General features: G+C 73.0%; 11 protein-coding genes. 4 read left to right on the top strand and 7 right to left on the bottom strand.

All coding sequences use genetic code 11. From position 1 onward, the window contains the following. Positions 1-2,250, bottom strand: coding sequence for a tetratricopeptide repeat protein (locus tag EAD98_RS15630; RefSeq protein WP_233583840.1), 2,250 nt, complete (start codon positions 2,248-2,250; stop codon positions 1-3). 169 nt (positions 2,251-2,419) lie between these two features. Between EAD98_RS15630 and EAD98_RS15625 the strand changes: the two genes are divergently transcribed. The 3 genes from EAD98_RS15625 (at position 2,420) to EAD98_RS15615 (ending at position 6,900) form a co-directional block, all read left to right on the top strand. Beyond that, positions 2,420-2,875: a carboxymuconolactone decarboxylase family protein gene (locus EAD98_RS15625; protein WP_121654790.1), complete on the top strand. Its 456-nt coding sequence runs from the start codon at positions 2,420-2,422 to the stop codon at positions 2,873-2,875. Between the two features lie 72 nt (positions 2,876-2,947). Continuing rightward, complete coding sequence (locus EAD98_RS15620) at positions 2,948-3,406, top strand: iron chaperone (protein WP_121654789.1); 459 nt, start codon at positions 2,948-2,950, stop codon at positions 3,404-3,406. A 155-nt stretch (positions 3,407-3,561) separates the two neighbouring features. Then, on the top strand, positions 3,562-6,900 hold the full coding sequence (locus tag EAD98_RS15615) for a S8 family serine peptidase (RefSeq protein ID WP_121654831.1): 3,339 nt from the start codon (positions 3,562-3,564) through the stop codon (positions 6,898-6,900). Positions 6,901-6,944: 44 nt separating this feature from the next. On the opposite strand, the gene EAD98_RS15610 is transcribed toward EAD98_RS15615, so the two are convergent. The 6 genes from EAD98_RS15610 to EAD98_RS15585 form a co-directional block, all read right to left on the bottom strand. Next, a complete protein-coding gene (locus EAD98_RS15610; protein ID WP_121654788.1) occupies positions 6,945-9,752 on the bottom strand; it encodes a BTAD domain-containing putative transcriptional regulator in 2,808 nt (935 codons plus the stop codon). Positions 9,753-9,888: 136 nt separating this feature from the next. Next, complete coding sequence (locus EAD98_RS15605; protein ID WP_199723421.1) at positions 9,889-10,413, bottom strand: sigma-70 family RNA polymerase sigma factor; 525 nt, start codon at positions 10,411-10,413, stop codon at positions 9,889-9,891. A gap of 114 nt (positions 10,414-10,527) precedes the next feature. Then, the gene (locus EAD98_RS15600; protein ID WP_121654786.1) at positions 10,528-13,344 is read right to left on the bottom strand and encodes a BTAD domain-containing putative transcriptional regulator; all 2,817 of its coding nucleotides are present in this window, start codon (positions 13,342-13,344) and stop codon (positions 10,528-10,530) included. 104 nt (positions 13,345-13,448) lie between these two features. Further along, positions 13,449-14,378 carry an RNA polymerase sigma-70 factor gene (locus EAD98_RS15595; RefSeq protein WP_121654785.1) on the bottom strand — a complete coding sequence of 310 codons (930 nt, stop codon included), beginning with the start codon at positions 14,376-14,378 and terminating at the stop codon, positions 13,449-13,451. Positions 14,379-14,503: 125 nt separating this feature from the next. Next, positions 14,504-15,133 carry a VOC family protein gene (locus EAD98_RS15590; RefSeq protein ID WP_121654784.1) on the bottom strand — a complete coding sequence of 210 codons (630 nt, stop codon included), beginning with the start codon at positions 15,131-15,133 and terminating at the stop codon, positions 14,504-14,506. Positions 15,134-15,252: 119 nt separating this feature from the next. Then, positions 15,253-16,443, bottom strand: coding sequence for an MFS transporter (locus tag EAD98_RS15585; RefSeq protein WP_199723420.1), 1,191 nt, complete (start codon positions 16,441-16,443; stop codon positions 15,253-15,255). Positions 16,444-16,741: 298 nt separating this feature from the next. Between EAD98_RS15585 and EAD98_RS31570 the strand changes: the two genes are divergently transcribed. Continuing rightward, positions 16,742-16,859, top strand: a 118-nt coding sequence (locus EAD98_RS31570; RefSeq protein ID WP_233579239.1) for a glutamine synthetase, incomplete at its 3' end; no start/stop codon positions are given.

Below are 16,859 nucleotides of genomic sequence, written 5' to 3'. Positions count from 1 at the left end.
TCAGCAGCCGGCGCGTACGGCGTCGCGCGCCGCACGGGCGAGCTGCTCGTCGTGCGGCCGGCCCAGCTCACGGGCGAGCAAGATGGTGCGGTCGAGCAGCGCGAGCGCCTCGTCACGGCGACCCGCCACGCGGGACGTCTCGGCGTGGGTGTGCAGGAAGTCGATCTCCATCTGCACCTCGGCCAGCGGTTCCAGCAACTCGAAGGCACGCCGGTGGTGTTCGAGAGCCTCCTCGGGCGAACCCATGATTCGCAGCGCGACGCCGAGATAGTTGTGGCACCACGCCTGGTTGTGTTGCAGGTTGTTCTGCTCGGACAGCCGCAACGCGTCGTGCAGCGTCCGCAGTGACTCCGCCGGGTCGTGCGCAGCCAGTGCGACGCCGAGGGTGACCAGCCCGGTGATCCGGGCGGGCCCGTCGGCCAGGGCGATCGAGGCCCGGGCGAGTTCGACGGCTTCGCTGTGGCGCCCGAGGCGTAGGGTCACCCATCCGTCGAAGGCCAGCGCCTGGGCCTGCCCCGCGCGCCGCCCGATCTTCTCGAACAGCTCGTGTGCCCGCCGGAAGCGCGCCTGTGCCGCTTCGAGGTCGCCGAGATCCCGGCGGACGAGGCCGATGCGCAGCGCCAGACCGGCCGCCAGGTCGTCGTCGTCCGGCCCGGACCGCTCGGCCAACTCGTAGGCGGACAGCGCCTCGGTGAGGCGTCCCGCGGCGGCACGGGTGTAGCCCAGGTCCGCGAGCAGCGCGGCCCGCTCCTGGTCGCGGCCGAGACGTGCCGCGGCGGCCGCGCCGGCTTCGAGCAGTCGTGCCTGGTCGTCGGTGCCGCGGTGCCGGAAGAACCAGACCCGCATGGCCTGCGGCAGGTCGGCCACCACCTCGTCCATGCCGAGCCGCACGGCGGCGTCGAATGCGGCGATCAGGTTGACGTACTCAAGATCGAACCAGGCCACGGCCGCCGCCGGATCGCCCGGTGACGGTTCCTTGCGGTACGGCGAGGGCAGCGTCCGGTCGTGGGCGACCGCCTGCGCCAGGTAGTGCCTCAGGACGCGGCGCAGGGCGGCTTCAGCCTGCGGCTCCTCATCGGCGGCGAGGTCCGCCGCGTACTGCCGGATCAGGTCGTGCATCCGGTACCGCCCGGGCGACAGCTCCTGGATCAGGTGGGCGTCGACCAGCTCCTCCAGCACCGCGCCGAGCCGGGCCGGCGGCAGGTCGGCGAGCGCGCCCGCCACCGCCGCGTCGAAGTCGGCGCCCGGCAGCACGCCCAGTAGCCGGAACATGCGGCGCTGCACGGCGTCGAGCTGCCGCAGCGACATGCCGAACACGGAGTCGAAGCGGTTGGCGGTGTCGCGCAGCCGCTCGGCCAGCACCGCCACCGTCCAGCCCGGGCGGTGGCGAAGCCGTGCGCCGGCCATCCGGAGCGCCAGCGGAAGTCCGCCGCACTGCCGCAGCACCTGACCGACCGCTTCCTCCTCGGTGAGCGCGACCCCGGCCGCCCGGCCGAACAGGCTCGCCGCGTCACGGTCGGCCAGTGGCTCCAGGGACACCGGCGGCACGCCGTCCAGGCTGACCAGCCGGTGGCGGCTGGTGATCAGGACCGTCGACTTTCCCGCGCCGGGCAGCAGTGGGCGCACCTGCTCCGCGTCGAGCGCGTTGTCGAGCACGACGAGCACCCGCCGGCGGGACAGCTCCGACCGCCAGAGCGCCGCGCGTTCGGCGGCGCTGGCCGGCGGCTGCGGGACATCCAGCGCACCCAGCAGCCGGCCCAGCGCCGCCTGCGGCTCCAGCGGCTCCTGGCCCGGGGTGAAGCCGTGCAGGTCGAGGTAGAGCCCGCCGTCCGGGTACGACGGGGCGAGCCGATGGGCCACGTGCACGGCCAGGCTGGTTTTGCCGACGCCCGGCATGCCGTCGACCGCGACTGCTCCGGCGGTCCGCAGCAACTCTTCGACCAGCGCCGACTCCGCCTCCCGCCCGGTGAAGTCGAACAGGTCGCCCGGCAGGTCGTTGCGGCGTGGGACGGGTGCCGGGCCGGCCTGAGCCGCCTCGGCCCACACCGCGCGCAGTGGCCGGGGGTCGCGGCCGACGGCCCGGCACAGCGCCACGACGGCCTCCCACGGCGGCACCAGCCGACCGGTCAGATACCGGGACAGCGACGAGCTGCTCAGGCCCGACTCACGGGCGAGGGAGCGCAGGCTGAGCCCGCTCAGCTCCTTGATCCGGGCCAGCTGAGCCACCAGTCGCTCCTGGGGGCTGGACACCTGCAACACCGTACCGTCCCGGCCCGCGCGAGCGGATCGGCGCTGCGTCTGCCCTGCTGGACAGGGGTCTTCGTGTCCCACGGTGTCCCACGGACCGCGCGTGCTTCGGCACGCCGGTGGTCGGATGACTCCCGTCAGGAACACGGACGACGAAGACGAAGGAGAAGCGATGTCGACCGAGCGCATGCCGAACCCGGCGGTTCTGCTCCCCGACGCGATGGAGGCCCTGATGGCCGTCAACAGGGCGGTCGCGGGCGGCGGGCTGGACGGCAGGCTGCTGGCGCTGAGCCACCTGCGGGCCAGCCAGATCAACGGCTGCGGCCCGTGTGTGGCCGGCGGCGCCCACCAGGCCCGTCAGCACGGTGCGACCGCCGACCAGGTGCACGCCGTCGCCGCGTGGCGGGAGACGCCCTGGTTCAGCGACGAGGAGCGCGCCGCGCTGGCGCTGACCGAGGCCGTGACGCGGCTCGCGGACCGGCCGGACCCGGTGCCGGACGAGCTGTGGGACCTGGCCGCCAAGCACTTCGACCAGAAGGAGTTGGCCGCGCTGCTGCTCAACATCGCCATCACCAACGCCTTCAACCGGCTCAACGCGCCGACCCGTCAGCAGGCGGGCGCGTGGTGACCGGTCCCTGACCCGTGACCGCTTCACCGACCAGTACCACCCGACGCCACGATCACCGAGAGGACATCTGACATGTCGACCACGACGAAGACCACCACCGCCAACGGCGAGCAGTACGACGGCTTCACCGAGGAGGAGCGCGGCGCGATGAAGGAGCGCGCCAAGGAGCTGAAGACGCGCGCCCGGCGGGGCGCCAAGGCCGACACGGAGCCCGACGTGCTCGCGAAGATCGCCGAGATGGCCGAGCCCGACCGGCTGATCGCCGAGCGGCTGCACGCCGTGATCAAGGCGAACGCGCCGGTCCTCACCCCGAAGCTCTGGTACGGCATGCCGGCGTACGCCCGCGACGGCAAGGTGGTCTGCTTCTTCCAGAGCGCGGCGAAGTTCAAGACGCGGTACGCGACGCTCGGCTTCAGTGACCAGGCGAACCTCGACGAGGGCACCATGTGGTCGTGCTACTTCGCGCTGACCGAGCTGACGGCCGACGACGAGGCGCGGATCGCCGCGCTGGTGCGGCAGGCGGTGAGCTGAGGACCCGGTGCTTCTCGGCGGGAGGTCGGACGTGCCTACGCCGACCTCCCGCCGAGGTGCCCAGCGATAGTGATCCACGTCACTCGGGATGAACTTTCACCCGTCGGTCACGTCCGGAACACCTGGATACCTCTCGAGTTCATCCAGGGAGCATGATGCCTTCAGTTCGCAAGTTATCGGCGCTGGCACTGGTGGTGCTGGGCGTCTCGGCGGTGGCTCCGGGTGGTGTGCCGGCCTCGGCGCAACCCCGCGCCGCGAAGCCGGCGACCACACCCACGGTCGCGTCCAAGCCCCGGACGGTCACTCTGCTCACCGGCGACACCGTCCACCTCAGCACGGTGGACGGTCAGACGGCTGTCGACGTCGTGCCGGGCAAGGGACGGGAACGGATCCCGTTCATCACCCACAGCGCCGGCGAGGACGTGCGGGTCATCCCCGCCGACGCCGTCGGCCTGCTCAACCGGGGCAAGCTCGACGAGCGGCTCTTCGACCTCTCGACGCTGGTCCGCTTCGGCTACGACGACACCCGGGCCAGCCTGCCGCTCATCGTCCAGCACGGCGGCGCCACCCCCGCCGGTCTCGCCGGAGCCCGGACCACCCGGGAGCTCACCGGGGCGAGCGCCGTCGCGGAGAGCCGCGCCGACGCGGTGTCCTTCTGGAACAGCCTCACCGCCGCCAGTGGCACCGAACGGCAGCTGCGGCCCGGGTTCGACAAGATCTGGCTCGACGGGCTGCGCCAGCCCTCCCTCGACGTCAGCGTCCCGCTGACCGGCGCGCCGCAGGCCTGGCAGGCCGGCTGGACGGGAACGGGGGTGAAGGTCGGCGTGATCGACACCGGCGTCGACCAGACCCACCCCGACCTGACCGGCCGCGTCGCCGCCGCGGAGAACTTCACCGCCGACCCGGACGCCCTCGACCGGGTCGGCCACGGCACCCACGTCGCCTCCACGATCGCCGGCGGCGGGGACGCCTCGCAGGGCCGGTACAAGGGCATGGCGCCCGGCGCGTCCCTCTACAGCGCCAAGGTCTGCGTCCAGGAGGGCTGCCCGGAGTCGGCGATCCTGGCCGGCATGACGTGGGTGGCGCAGCAGGGCGTCAAGGTCGCCAACATGAGCCTCGGCGGCCCGGACAGCGCGGGGACCGACCCGATCGAGGCGGCCCTGGCCGACCTCACCCACCGCTACGGCGTGCTCTTCGTCGTCGCCGCCGGCAACGACGGCGCGGGCGGCGAGTCCACCGTGGACTCCCCCGGCAGCGTGGACGAGGCGCTGACCGTCGGGGCCGTGACCAAGACGGGCGAGCTGGCCGAGTTTTCCAGCCGGGGCCCGCGTGCGGGCGACGCCGGCATCAAGCCGGACATCACCGCGCCCGGCGTCGGCATCGTCGCCGCCCGCAGCTCGACCTCCGACCTGTGGCCGGACGACGAGAACCCGCAGTACACCAGCATGAACGGCACCTCGATGGCGACTCCGCACGTGGCCGGCGCGGCGGCGATCCTGACCCAGCAGCACCCGGACTGGGCGCCGGAGCGGATCAAGTCGACGCTGATGTCGGCCGCGCAGCCGAACACCGCCATCGGCGTCTACGAGCAGGGCGCGGGCTTCCTCGACGTCGCCCGGGCGATCCAGCAGACCGTCACGGCGAGCCCGGTCGGCGTCGCCTTCGAGCGGACCACCGCCGCGCAGACGCGCACCGTCACGTACGCGAACAGCGGCACGTCCGCCCGCACCCTGGCCGTCGCCCTCGACGCCAAGGACGCGGACGGCGCCCCGGCGCCGGCGGGCCTGTTCAGCCTCAGCGCCTCCTCGGTGACGGTTCCGGCCGGCGGCACGGCCACCGTGACCGTCACCGCGCAGGCCGGCGCCAACCTGCCCGACCGCTACTTCGGTGGTGAGCTGACCGCCACCGGCGGCGGTACGCAGGTGCAGACCCCGGTCGCGCTCGACATCGCCCGCCGCCAGCTGACCCTCAAGCTCATCGGGCCGGACGGCGGAGCGCCCCGGGCCGACCAGGGCTGGGTGACCGTCCTGACCGACCTGGACCGGCAGACCCTCCTGGTGCTCGACGACCCCACGGTTGCCACGCACCGCGTCCGCGCGGGCCGCTACCTGGTGCAGACCTACCTGCAGACGGGCGACCCGAACGGCCCGCAGATCACGTCGCTGGTGCGCCCGAGCCTCGACCTGAGCAGGGACCAGGCGCTCACCGTGGACACCCGCCTGGCGAAGCCGATCGCGGTGTCGGTGCCGAACCCGAAGGCCACCGCGGTCTTTCAGGAGTCCGGCTGGACGATCCGGACCGAGCAGCCGCAGATCTGGGGCAGCAACGACCCGTACGGCGTGCTGATGAACGTTCCGTTCGACCACGTGCGGACCGCGCAGATCGGATCCGGTAAGACGCCCGGCTTCGTCTCCTACGTCAACGGCATGTGGGGCCAGGTCGCCCAGGACGGCAGCCTGCACAACAGCCCGTACGTCTACCGGGTCTACTTCTACGAGCCCGAGAAGATGATGAACGGTCTGACCCGCAAGCTGCGCGCGGGCGACTTCGCCACGGTCCGCTCCCGGATCAGCGCGGACGTGGCCGACGTGCCGGTGGCACGGCTCGCGGTGGCGCACGCCCCCAACAACTCGCCGATCAGCCGGTCGAACGACGGCCGCCAGACTCCGCCGAGCTTCACCTACGACGTGCCGAACACCATCACGGAGTACTACAACCAGGACAAGAAGGCGGTCTGGCAGTCGACCTCGGCCCAGCAGGGGTACACGTACTACCAGTCGCCGTGGACCAGCTACAAGCCTGGGCGCACGTACACCGTGAAGTGGGCCAACGGCGTGATCGGCCCGGTCTTCCCGGAGCCGAACTTCGGCCAGCAGTTCGCCACCCGCTACTGGGGCGACACGATGGGCGGTCCGGGGCCGCTGCACGGCGACGGCGCCGGGCACATGGGCTTCCGGCACATCGTCGGCGGCAGCGTGCAGGTGGACCTGTACCGCAACGGGGTCAAGATCGGCGACGCGAACCAGACGCCCTGGACGTGGGACGTGCCCGCGGCGAAGGGTGACTACCGGCTGGCCGCGACCTTCCGCAGCGACCCGGCCTTCACCCTGTCGACCGTGGTCGACGCCGAGTGGACCTTCAAGTCCGGGCACGTGCCGGACGGCGACCTGGTGAAGCTGCCGATGACGGCGATCCGGTACACCCCGGAGCTCGACATCGACAACAAGGCGCCGGCCGGCCGGCTGTTCGCGCTCCCGATCTCGCTCGACCGTCAGGTCGGTGCGGCGCCGGGCCGGACCACGAGCCTGACCGTCGAGGCGTCCTTCGACGACGGCCGGACCTGGCGGAAGCTGTCCGTGCTGCGGTCCGGCGAGAAGGCGGTCGCCTGGGTGCACAACCCGGCCGGCACCGGCTTCGTCTCGCTGCGCTCCGCCGCGAAGGACACCAGCGGCAACACGGTCAAGCAGACCGTGATCCGCGCCTACCGGTACTGAGGCTGACGACCCGGACGCGGCGCCGCACCGGCGCCGCGTCCGGGTCACCGGTGCCAGAGCAGCCGGTCGCGGATCCGCCGGGCCATCGGCGAGTCCGTTCCGTCGAGCTCGGCGAGGGCCTCGCTCCACGCCCGCCCGGCCAGCGCCGGGTCGCCGTTGGCGGAGTGGAAGTCGCCGATGGCGACGAGCACCTCCGCGGTGTGGTGGGGGGCCCGGGCGCCGCGGAAGGTGTCGATCGCCTGCTGCCAGGTCGCCATCGCGTGCGGGAGATCGTCGATCATCGAGTACGTGTGCGCCAGCCAGGTCTGGGTGGTGCCCAATCCGTGCAGGTCTCCGAGGGCCTCGAACTGCCGTCGCGCCTCGACGAACATGACCAGCGCCGTGCCGTGCCTGCCCAGCCAGCCCTGTGCCCGGGCGATGACCAGCAGCGCGTTGGTGGCTCCCCGCACGTTGCCCTCGGCGCGGAAGAGTTTCCGCGCGGCCTCGGCGTGCCGGATCGCCTCGGGGTAGCGCCGCTGGTCCAACCGGATCTCGGCGATGTTGTTCTCCACGTGGCCCTGCTCGGCGCGCCGACCGAGCCGGTCGAAGAGCGCCCGGGCGTGCTCCAGGTGGGACAGCCCGCGGTCGAGATCAGCCAGGAAGTAGCAGGCGCCGGCGAGGCTGCGGTGCAGCAGCGCCCGAGCGGCGGGGTCGTCCCCGGCCGTCGCGAGCCCGGCGCTCACCACTTCCGCCCACTGCGTGAACTGCGCGGTGTCCTGGAAGAAGTTCTGCATGGCCAATGCGATCTGCCACGCCGCGCGAGGCCGTCCGCGCTCCGTGGCCCGCGCCACGATGTCGGTCAGCACCCGTTGCTCGGCGGCGAACCAGGCCATCGCGTCCGCACGATCGGTGAACCCACGCCCGGTGATTCCGCGCCCGGACGGCTCCGGCCGCGCCAGCGGCACCTGCGGCAGCAAGGGCAGGTGCGCCGCGTACGCGCTGAGCTGGTAGTGGTCGTGGACCCGCTCGACGGCGGCGTCCCGCTCGGCCGCGTCGTCGTGCTCCTCCCCGAGCTCGACGGCATAGGCACGCAGCAGATCGTGCATTCCCCACCGGCCGTCGACGGGCACAACCAGCAGTTGCGCCCCGAGCTCGGCGAGCAGGCCGCGGGCGGAGCGCAGGGACAGGCCGCCCAGAGCGGCGGCGGCTTCCGTGCTCAGCCCTCCGGCCGGGTGCAACGGGAGCAGCCGGAAGAGCCGGCCCGCCTCGGGGGTCAGCGCGCGGTAGGACCAGGAGAAGATCGACTCCAGGTCGGCGTGCCCGTCCCCGAAGCCGGCCAGCCGGCCGTCGGCCTCGGCCAGCTCACCGGCGACCGCGGGCAGGCTGAGTCCGGGCCGGCCGACGCTGCGGGTGGCGACCAACGCCAGGGCCAGCGGCAGCCGGCCGCACCGCGCGATGATCTCGTTGACGGCGTCCGGGTCGACTGCCGCCGCGTCGCCGAGTCGTCGGGTGAGCAACTCCCGGGCCTCGGCATCGGTCAGCAGGTCGAGGTGGAGCGGGTGGGTGCCCGCCGGGCCGGCGACACCGGTGATCCGGCGGCGGCTGGTGGCGATGACGAGACTGCCGCCGGTGCCGGGTAGCAGATGCCGGATCTGGTCCCAGTCACGGCAGTTGTCGAGCAGGATCAGCATCCGGCGCTCGGCCAGGATGCTGCGGTAGAGGCCGGCCTGGGCGTGCAGTTCGGCCGGGATGGCGGCCGGCGCCACCCCGAGGGACCACAGGAAGCCGCGCAACGCCTCCGCCGGTGTCATCACCGAGTCGCCGGAGTCGAAACCGCGCAGGTCCGCGTGCAGCTGCCCGTCGGGGTAGCGTGCGGCCAGCTGATGGGCCAGATGCACGGCGAAGGTCGTCTTCCCGACGCCGGGCATTCCGTCGATGACCAGCGCGGTGGCTGGCCGGTCGCCGGCCAGCAGCTCCTTCGCGGCGGCCACGACGCTGTGCCGACCAACGAAGTAGGGGTGGTCGGCCGGCAACTGCGCCGGCGGCTCGGCCCCGGTGGACCGCGACACCTCCAGCGCGGCGCCTCCGACGCCGCGCCGCGACCGGAAGCCGTCGGTCGACGCGTCGTGGTCGAACAGGCTGTCCCGGGCCGCACGCAGGTCACCGCCCGGCTGGATGCCGAGCTCGTCGGCGAGCCGGTACTCGATGTCGGCATACGCCGCGAGGGCCTCGGCCCGCCGCCCGTCCGCGGCGAGCGCGAGCAGCAGGCGCGCCTGCAGTGCCTCGTCCAGCGGCTCGTATTCGGCGGCGAGCCGGATCGCGGGCAGCACCGCGTGGACGCATCCGGCCCGCAGCGCGGCGTCGGTCGCGGCGCGGGCTGCCGCGAAGCGCTCGCCGTCGACGGCGACGAACTCCGGGTGGGCCCGGCCGCCGGCCTGCAGACCCGAGGCGCACCGGTCACGCCACAGCGCCAACGCCTCCCGGTAGAGCTCCACGGCCGGCTCGCCGGAGCTGCCGCCGGCCCGGGCGACCAGACGCCGGAAACGCAGCAGGTCGAGGGACTCCCCGTCGATCCGCAGCCGGTACTCGGCGCCGTCACGGATCAGTACCGAGCCCGCCGCCCGCGTCGGCAGACCCGGCTCGAAGCGCCGCCGGAGCATCCCGACGTGCCGGTGCACCACATTGACCGCGCTGGGCGGAGGGTCGGCTTCCCACAGCAGGTCGACCAACTCGGCGACGCTGACCGCGCCGCCGGCCCGGGCGAGCAGCAACGCCAGGATCAGCCGCTGCTGCCGGGTGCCCAGGTCGATCTCGGACGAACCACGCCAGGCCCGCACCGGGCCGAGGACGGCGAAGGAGAGCGTGCGGGTCATGGTGCGGCGATCCGTCTGGGGCTGGTTACCACGATCGCCAGAGCATGGCAGGGCTCCCACCGCGAGACGGCGCGTGTCGCGGCAGTGTGAGCTTCCGCTCAGGAGCCGGGCTGTCGGGTCGTGGAGCCGTCCCTGCTCAGGCCGCGTCCAGGCCGGTGCGCAGGGCGCGCAGCGCGTAGTGGGTCCGGGACTTCACCGTGCCGATCGGCACTCCCAGCCGGCCCGCCACCTCCTCCGGTGACCGCCCCACCAGGTACACCTCGGAGAGCAGACTGCGCTGCGCCGGGCTCAACCGGCCGAGCGCGTGCCGGATCGCGTACGACGCGAGCGCGGCGCCGGTGGTGTCGTCACGAGCGGGAATCCAGGTCATGTCGACGAGATAAACCTCGGCCGGGCGGCCCCTGCGCAGCCGGACGCCGTCGATGACGAGCCGCCGGGCGACGGCGACGAGCCATCGACGGGCCGATTCGGGCTCGGCCGGCACCGAGTCGAGGTGCCGCCAGGCCCGCAGCATCGTCTCCTGGAGCAGATCCTCGGCGGTCTGCCGCTGGCCGCGGGTCAGCACCAGCAGGAGGCGCAGCACGGCACGGGCGTGGCCCGCGTGCAGCGCGGTCATGCGCTCGGCCCGGCCGGCCGGTGATTCTTCGGGTGCCCGCAGCACGGCATCTCCCCCACAGGCAGGAGCAACGGTGAATGCGGCACGAGCCTAGGGACGAGCGATGCGAATGGACTGACGCGTAAGTGCGAATCGAGTGCCGTCGCCGAACGCCATCGGTCACGGACGGGACGTGACCGCCGCGAGCAGGCTGGCCAGCCGCCGCCCGGTGCGGGTCTGCGCGTACGGGATGAGGGCCTGCGCCTCCTGCCACGCCCGCACCGCGGCGTCCTGGTCGCCGGCGGCGGCGAGGGCGTCGCCGAGCAGCGCCAGCACCTCCGCGGCCGGCGCCGAGGCCGAGGCCTCCTGGTAGGCGACGGCCGCCGCACGCCAGCAGTCGACCGCCTCGCCGAGCTCCCGTCGGGCGGAGTGCACCCGGCCGAACACCTCCCACGCCTCGGCGATGCCCAGCCGGTAGCGCGCCGCGCGCGACAGCTCCATCGCCTGCTCGGCGCAGCGCACGGCCTCGTGCTCCCGGCCCAGTTCGACGTAGCTCGCCGCGATGATCACTAGGACGTCCGCGAGCAGTCTGTCGTCTCCGGCCGTCCCTGGCCCCAACGCCCCCGACAGCGCCCGGACGACCTCCTCATGTCGGCCCTGGGCACTCAGAATCATCGCCCGGTTGATCCTCGCCCGGGTCATCTCCTCGTACAGGCCCAGCCGGGCGAGCAGCTCGACCGCCTGATCGAGATGCCCGACCGCGATGTCGTGCTCGTGCCGGAAGTAGGCCGCGCCGGCCAGGCTGCGGTGCATCCGGGCCTGTCCGACCAGGTCGCCGCCCGCCCGGGCGGCCGCAAGGGCCACCACGCCGGTCGTCGTCCAGTCGGCCCACCGGCCGCTGAAATCGAAGAACTGCTGCATGCCCAGGGCGAGCTGCCAGGCCTCGGTGTGCCGGCCCTGCCGGGCGGCCCGGCCGACCAGCGTGATCAGGACCTGCCGCTCGGCGGTGAACCAGCGCATGGCGTCGCCGTGGCCGGCGAAGCTCAGCGGGGTCTCGGCCGGCCCCGGCTCGATCATCGGGTGGTGCTCGGAGGTCAACAACCGTCGGTGCGCCTGATAGCTGGTGGCCCGGTAGAACTCCAGGCAGCGCAGCTCCGCGGCAGCCCGCTCGGCCGGGTCGTCGTTCTCCTCACCGACCTCCGTTGCATAGGCCAGCAGCAGGTCGTGGGTGCGGTATCGGCCCGGCACGTCCTCGCTGATCAGGTGCGCGCGGCTCAGCTCGCCGAGCAGTGCCCGGGCGCTGCGCAGTGGGACGCCGGCCAGGCCCGCCGCGCCGGCGATCGAGATGTCGGGGCCGGGATGGATCGGCAGCAGCCGGAAGAGCCGGGCGGCCGCGGCGGAGAGCGCCTGGTAGGACCAGGAGAAGACGGCACGCAGGCCGGTCCGCGGGTCGTCGCCGTCGAAACCGTCCAGGCTCTCCGGCGTCTGGGCCAGCTCGGCGGCGATCTGCGCCGTTGGTGTCTGCGGCAGGCTCGCCGCGCGGGCGGCCACCACGGCCAGCGCGAGCGGCAGCCGGCCACAGCTGGCGATGATGGCGTCGATCGCGGCCGGGTCCGCCGCGACGCGGCCGGCGCCGAGGGGCTTCCGGAGCGCCGCGCGGGCCTCGTCGACGCTCGGCAGGCCGACCGGCAACGGGTGGGCGCCGGCCATGGTCAGCAGGGTGCTGAGCCGGCTGCGGCTGGTGACGATCACCAGACAGCCGGGGCTGCCCGGCAGCAGGTGCCGGATCTGCTCGGCGTCCCGACAGTTGTCGAGCAGGATCAGCAGGCGTCGGCCGGCGAGGCTGCTCCGATACATGCCTGCCTGGGCGTGCAGCTCGGCCGGAATGCTCTCCTGGGACATCCCGAGCGCGCCGAGGAAGCCGCGCAGCGCCTCGGACGGGCTCATGGCCCGCTCTCGCCCGTCGTATCCGCGCAGGTCGACGTAGAGCTGCCCGTCCGGGTAGTCGACGGCGAACCGGTGGGCGAGGTGGACGGCGAGAGCGGTCTTGCCGATCCCGGGCATGCCGTCGATGGCGAGCACCGCCGGCCCGCCCGGTCGGGCGACCGCCGCGCGGGCCTCGGCGATGAGGTCGTCCCGGCCGGTGAAGAAGGCCAGGTCCGGGGGCAGCTGCGCGGGCCGGGGCAGTGGCGACGACACCGGGGTACGCGCCGGCCGGGTGCGCTGGTGCAGCAGCCGGTCGTACGCCTCGCGCAGCTCCTCGCCCGGATCGATGCCGAGGTCGTCGGCGAGCCGGCGACGCACCACCCGGTACATCTCCACGGCTTCGGCCTGGCGGCCGTCGGCGGCGAGCGCCAGCAGCAGCCGACTCTGCAGCGACTCGTCGAGCGGGTGCTGCTCGGCTGCCTGCCGCAACGGCGCCAGCACCGCGCTCATCCGGCCGCAGCGCTCGGCGGCGTCGGCGGCCTCGCGCACGGCTTCGGCGCGTTCGGCCTCCACCGCGAGGAACGCGGGATGCAGGCGGGAGGCCGGTTCCAGGCCCGCGGCGCACCGGCCGCGCCACAGCCGCAGCCCGTCGAGGGAATGCCGCAGCGCCGACTCCGGATCGCCGTCCTGGAGGCTGCGCCCCGCCCGCCGGTGCAGCGACCGGAACCTCAGCAGGTCGAGGGACTCCTCGTCGGCGCGCAGCCGATAGCCCGACAGCTCGCGGAGGATGTGCCGGCCCGCCGACCGGGTGGGCAGGCCGGGTTCGAGCAGCCGCCGGAGCACCCCGACGTGCCGGTGTACGACGTTCGCGGCGCTGCGCGGGGCCTCCTCGTCCCAGAGCAGGTCAACCAGCTCGGCCAGGGAGACCGGTGCACCGGCCCGGGCCAACAGCAACGCGAGCACCAGGCGCTGCTGGCGGGCACCCAGGTGCAGCTCGGCGCCGGCGCGGACGACCCTGATCGAGCCGAGCACCGAGAACCCGATCGTCTCGCCCGACTCCGCCGCCCGCACACCGGCAACGGTAACCGGCGGATCCGTCGGCCCGGCCCGCGACCACGGGCGCGGGGACGACGCTGGATGTCCGGGACGGCGGGATTCTTTCGCGGGCCGCCGGCTCAGCGCCGCAGGGCGGTCGCACCCCGCATGTGGGACAGCTTCTCGGGATTGCGCACGGCGTAGAGGCCGGTGATGAGGCCCTCGTCGATGCGTACCGCGACGACCGTGTCGATCTGGCCGTCCAGCCGGAGAGTCAGCGCCGGGTAGCCGTTGACGTGGGCCGGCTCCAGCGACATGGCAGCGATCCTGACCTTCCGGCTGGCCAGCAGGCGCGCCACCTTGCCGGCGCCGGCGACGGGCCGCAGCAGCGCCTGCCGGACACCACCGCCGTCACCCACGAGCACGACGTCCGGGGCGAGGATGTCGAGCAGGCCCTGCACGTCGCCGGTCTCGACCGCCCGCCGGAACGCCTCGAGCGCACCCCGGGTCTCGGCCGGGGTGACCACCCCGCGCGGCCGGCGCGCCGCCACGTGCACCCGTGCCCGGTGCGCTATCTGGCGGACCGCAGCCGGGCTCTTCGAGACGGCCTCGGCGATCTCGTCGTAGCCCACATCGAACACGTCGCGCAGGACGAACACCGCCCGCTCGGTCGGCGCGAGCGTCTCCAGCACCAGCAGCATCGCCATCGAGACGCTCTCGGCCAGCTCGACGTCCTCGGCGACGTCGGGCGTGGTCAGCAGCGGCTCGGGCAGCCAGGAGCCGACGTAGGACTCCTTGCGGCGGCCGAGCGTACGCAGCCGGCTGAGTGACTGTCGGGTGGCGATCCGGACCAGGTACGCCCGCTGGTCCCGCACCGTCTCCAGATCGACGTCCGCCCACCGTAGCCAGGTCTCCTGGAGGACGTCCTCGGCGTCGGCGGCCGACCCGAGCATCTCGTAGGCGACGGTGAAGAGCAGGTTTCGGTGGGTGATGAACGCGTCGGTAGCGGGGTCGGGTCCGCGGTCCTGCCTCGGGACTGCGTTTCCAGCGTCCGGAATTGCGCCGACCATGCGTCACTCCTGTCGCTCCGATCCCGCCTGCGTCGCCCACAAGACGCCGACGGGTCACCTGCTGTGACACCGGGCGTTCGTGAGGGGCGTCACCAGCGACCGACCCGACCCGACGCCTCGCGTCGTCACTCGGGCGGCTTCTCCCCGGACTGCTCGCTCGCCATGTACGCCGCGTACCAGTCGGGCCAGTTCTCGTCCCGCTCGCCGGTGCGCTCCTCGTGCTCGCCGTGGGCGGCGGCCGCGCGTCGGAGCGCGCTCGCCAGGTCGGTCGCGGAGCCGAACGACGTCACGCCGCCCTCGACGCGCCCGGGAAGCCTGGTCGTGATCTCCTGCATCAGCCAGGTGTTGCCGTCCGGATCGCGGAACGTGGCGCGGGAGAAGTAGCTGCGCCGCTCGGGATCCAGCCCGTCGACCGGGCCCTTCGGGCCGACGTGGAAGATGTCGCTCACCTCGACACCGGCCGAGACCAGGGCGTTGCGGGCCGCCTCGACGTCGGACACGATCAGGTACGCCTTGGCCGAGCCGGGCGCCGCCGAGGTCAACTCCGAGCCGAACTGCACCGAGCACCACGAGCCGTGCGGCGTGAACTGGACGATGCCAGGAGGTGTCTGGTCGAGCCGCCACCCGAGCCGCTCGTAGTACTCCTTCGCGCGGTCGACATCCGACACCGGGATGACGATCACCTCGAGCTTCACGTCGAGGTTCTCGACGCTCGACGTCCCACTCGCGTCGCGCTGGGCATCCTTCGGGCTCATCGCGGCCTCCCTGGATCGAGTGCGGCGCCGTCAGCGCGCAAGCCAGCGCTCCCACGAGCGACGTCGGCTCGATCACCACGCTACTGGCTGCGCCCCGCCCGGGTGCCTCGTTCCCGGCATCAGCCGGGCGACATCCTCGTCGCCCTGCGCACTCCGAGCAGAGCGATGAGGGCGAGGAGGATGACGGCGACGGAGTACTCGTCGGCGGTCCGGGGCACGCCGCCGGCGTAGACCACGAGGAAGCCGGCGATCACGGTGGGAAGGCCGAAGCCGACGTAGCAGACGACGTAGAGCACGGACAGCACGCTGGAGCGTTCGTGCGCCTCGACCAGCGGCATGACGGTCTTGAGGCTGCCCTGGAAACCGGCGCCGAAGCCGACGCCCCCGAGCGCGAGCCCGACGAAGAACCCGGGAACGGACTCGGCCATGGTCGACACCAACGTGACGACCATGCCCAGGATCAGCGCGGCGATCCCGGTCAGGATCACGGTCCGCGCGGCGGTGTTCCGCAGCAACAGGACGGCGATCGACCCGAAGAGGGCGAAGACGAAGAGGACCAGACCGCCGACCACGATCGACGTGTTCATGAGGGCGCGCACGAGCGCCGGGCCGAGCGCCCCGAAGAAGCCGGCCAGCGCCCAGACCGCGAACAGCACCGGAACGACCACCAGCATCGGCCCGCGCACCGAGCGGGGCAGGTTGATGTCCGGACGCAGGCTGCGCCGCGCTCCCGCCATCCGCGTGACGGTCTCCGGCATCAGCGCGACCCCGAGCGCCTGGAGCAGCAGAATCACGAGAAGGACGACGTACACCAGCTGGGTCGGCGCGGGCAGGAACTGGATGAGCAGCGCCGAGAGCAGCGCGCCGCTACCGGTCCCGATGCCCGGGGCGATCGAGTTCGCGAGCGTGCCGCGGGCGCGGTCGATGTCGAGCATGGCGGCACCGATGGCACCGGTGGCGGCGCCGGCCGCCAGGCCCTGCACGAGACGGGCGGCCAGCAGCGTGGGTACGCCGTTGGCGAAGACGAAGACGACCAGCGAGAGCATCTGCACCACGATCGCGACGGCCAGGACCGGACGCCGGCCGACGTGATCGGACAACTTGCCGAACGTGAGCAGGGACGCCAGCACCGCGAGCGCGTAGACGGCGAACACCACCGTGGTCGTCACCGGCGAGAAGTGCCAGCGCTCCTGGTAGATCCCGTACAGCGGGGTGGGGGCCGCCGACGCGGCCAGGAACGACACGAGGATCGACGCGAGCAGCACCAGTGAGGTGCCCGGCGAGAGTCGTGCCCGCCCCGCGATACCCATGTCGGTGCTCCTCGGCTGCGCTGGAAGCGGTCAGGCCTGAAACCCCGCTGGCTGTAGGGCCGCAGCGGCGTACCCGGTGTGCTCCGTCGCATGCACGCTCCCGCACCCGCCCGCGCGTCCCGGCCACCCGCTCCCCCGCAGCCGAAATCCGGACGGCCGGGCAGCCGGCCGGGCGGATGGGCGGATGGGCGGCGCTGGTCCGGCGAGTCGTCGTACGGTCGGGGCATGGATGCGCCGGCCGGGTTGGGCACGGCCACCGGGCTGTCCCCTGATCGGACTACGCCTTCCGGGAGGACGTGTGTTCGCCAATTCCGAGGAACTGCTGCGGTACCTCAAGAACGAGGACGTGAAGTTCGTCGACGTTCGTTTCTGTGACCTGCCCGGTGTGATGCAGCACTTCAACCTGCCGGTCGAGT

The sequence above is a fragment of the Micromonospora sp. CV4 genome, assembly GCF_003667455.1.
Taxonomy (GTDB): domain Bacteria; phylum Actinomycetota; class Actinomycetes; order Mycobacteriales; family Micromonosporaceae; genus Micromonospora.
This window is presented reverse-complemented; position numbering and strand designations above follow the sequence as displayed.

Excerpts from the sequence above, each read along its gene's own strand:
- EAD98_RS15625 (WP_121654790.1), top strand. The coding sequence starts at position 2,420 with ATGTCGACCGAGCGCATGCCGAACCCGGCGGTTCTGCTCCCCGACGCG.
- EAD98_RS15620 (WP_121654789.1), top strand. The coding sequence starts at position 2,948 with ATGTCGACCACGACGAAGACCACCACCGCCAACGGCGAGCAGTACGAC.
- EAD98_RS15615 (WP_121654831.1), top strand. The coding sequence starts at position 3,562 with ATGCCTTCAGTTCGCAAGTTATCGGCGCTGGCACTGGTGGTGCTGGGC.
- EAD98_RS15610 (WP_121654788.1), bottom strand. The coding sequence starts at position 9,752 with ATGACCCGCACGCTCTCCTTCGCCGTCCTCGGCCCGGTGCGGGCCTGG.
- EAD98_RS15595 (WP_121654785.1), bottom strand. The coding sequence starts at position 14,378 with ATGGTCGGCGCAATTCCGGACGCTGGAAACGCAGTCCCGAGGCAGGAC.
- EAD98_RS15590 (WP_121654784.1), bottom strand. The coding sequence starts at position 15,133 with ATGAGCCCGAAGGATGCCCAGCGCGACGCGAGTGGGACGTCGAGCGTC.
- EAD98_RS15585 (WP_199723420.1), bottom strand. The coding sequence starts at position 16,443 with ATGGGTATCGCGGGGCGGGCACGACTCTCGCCGGGCACCTCACTGGTG.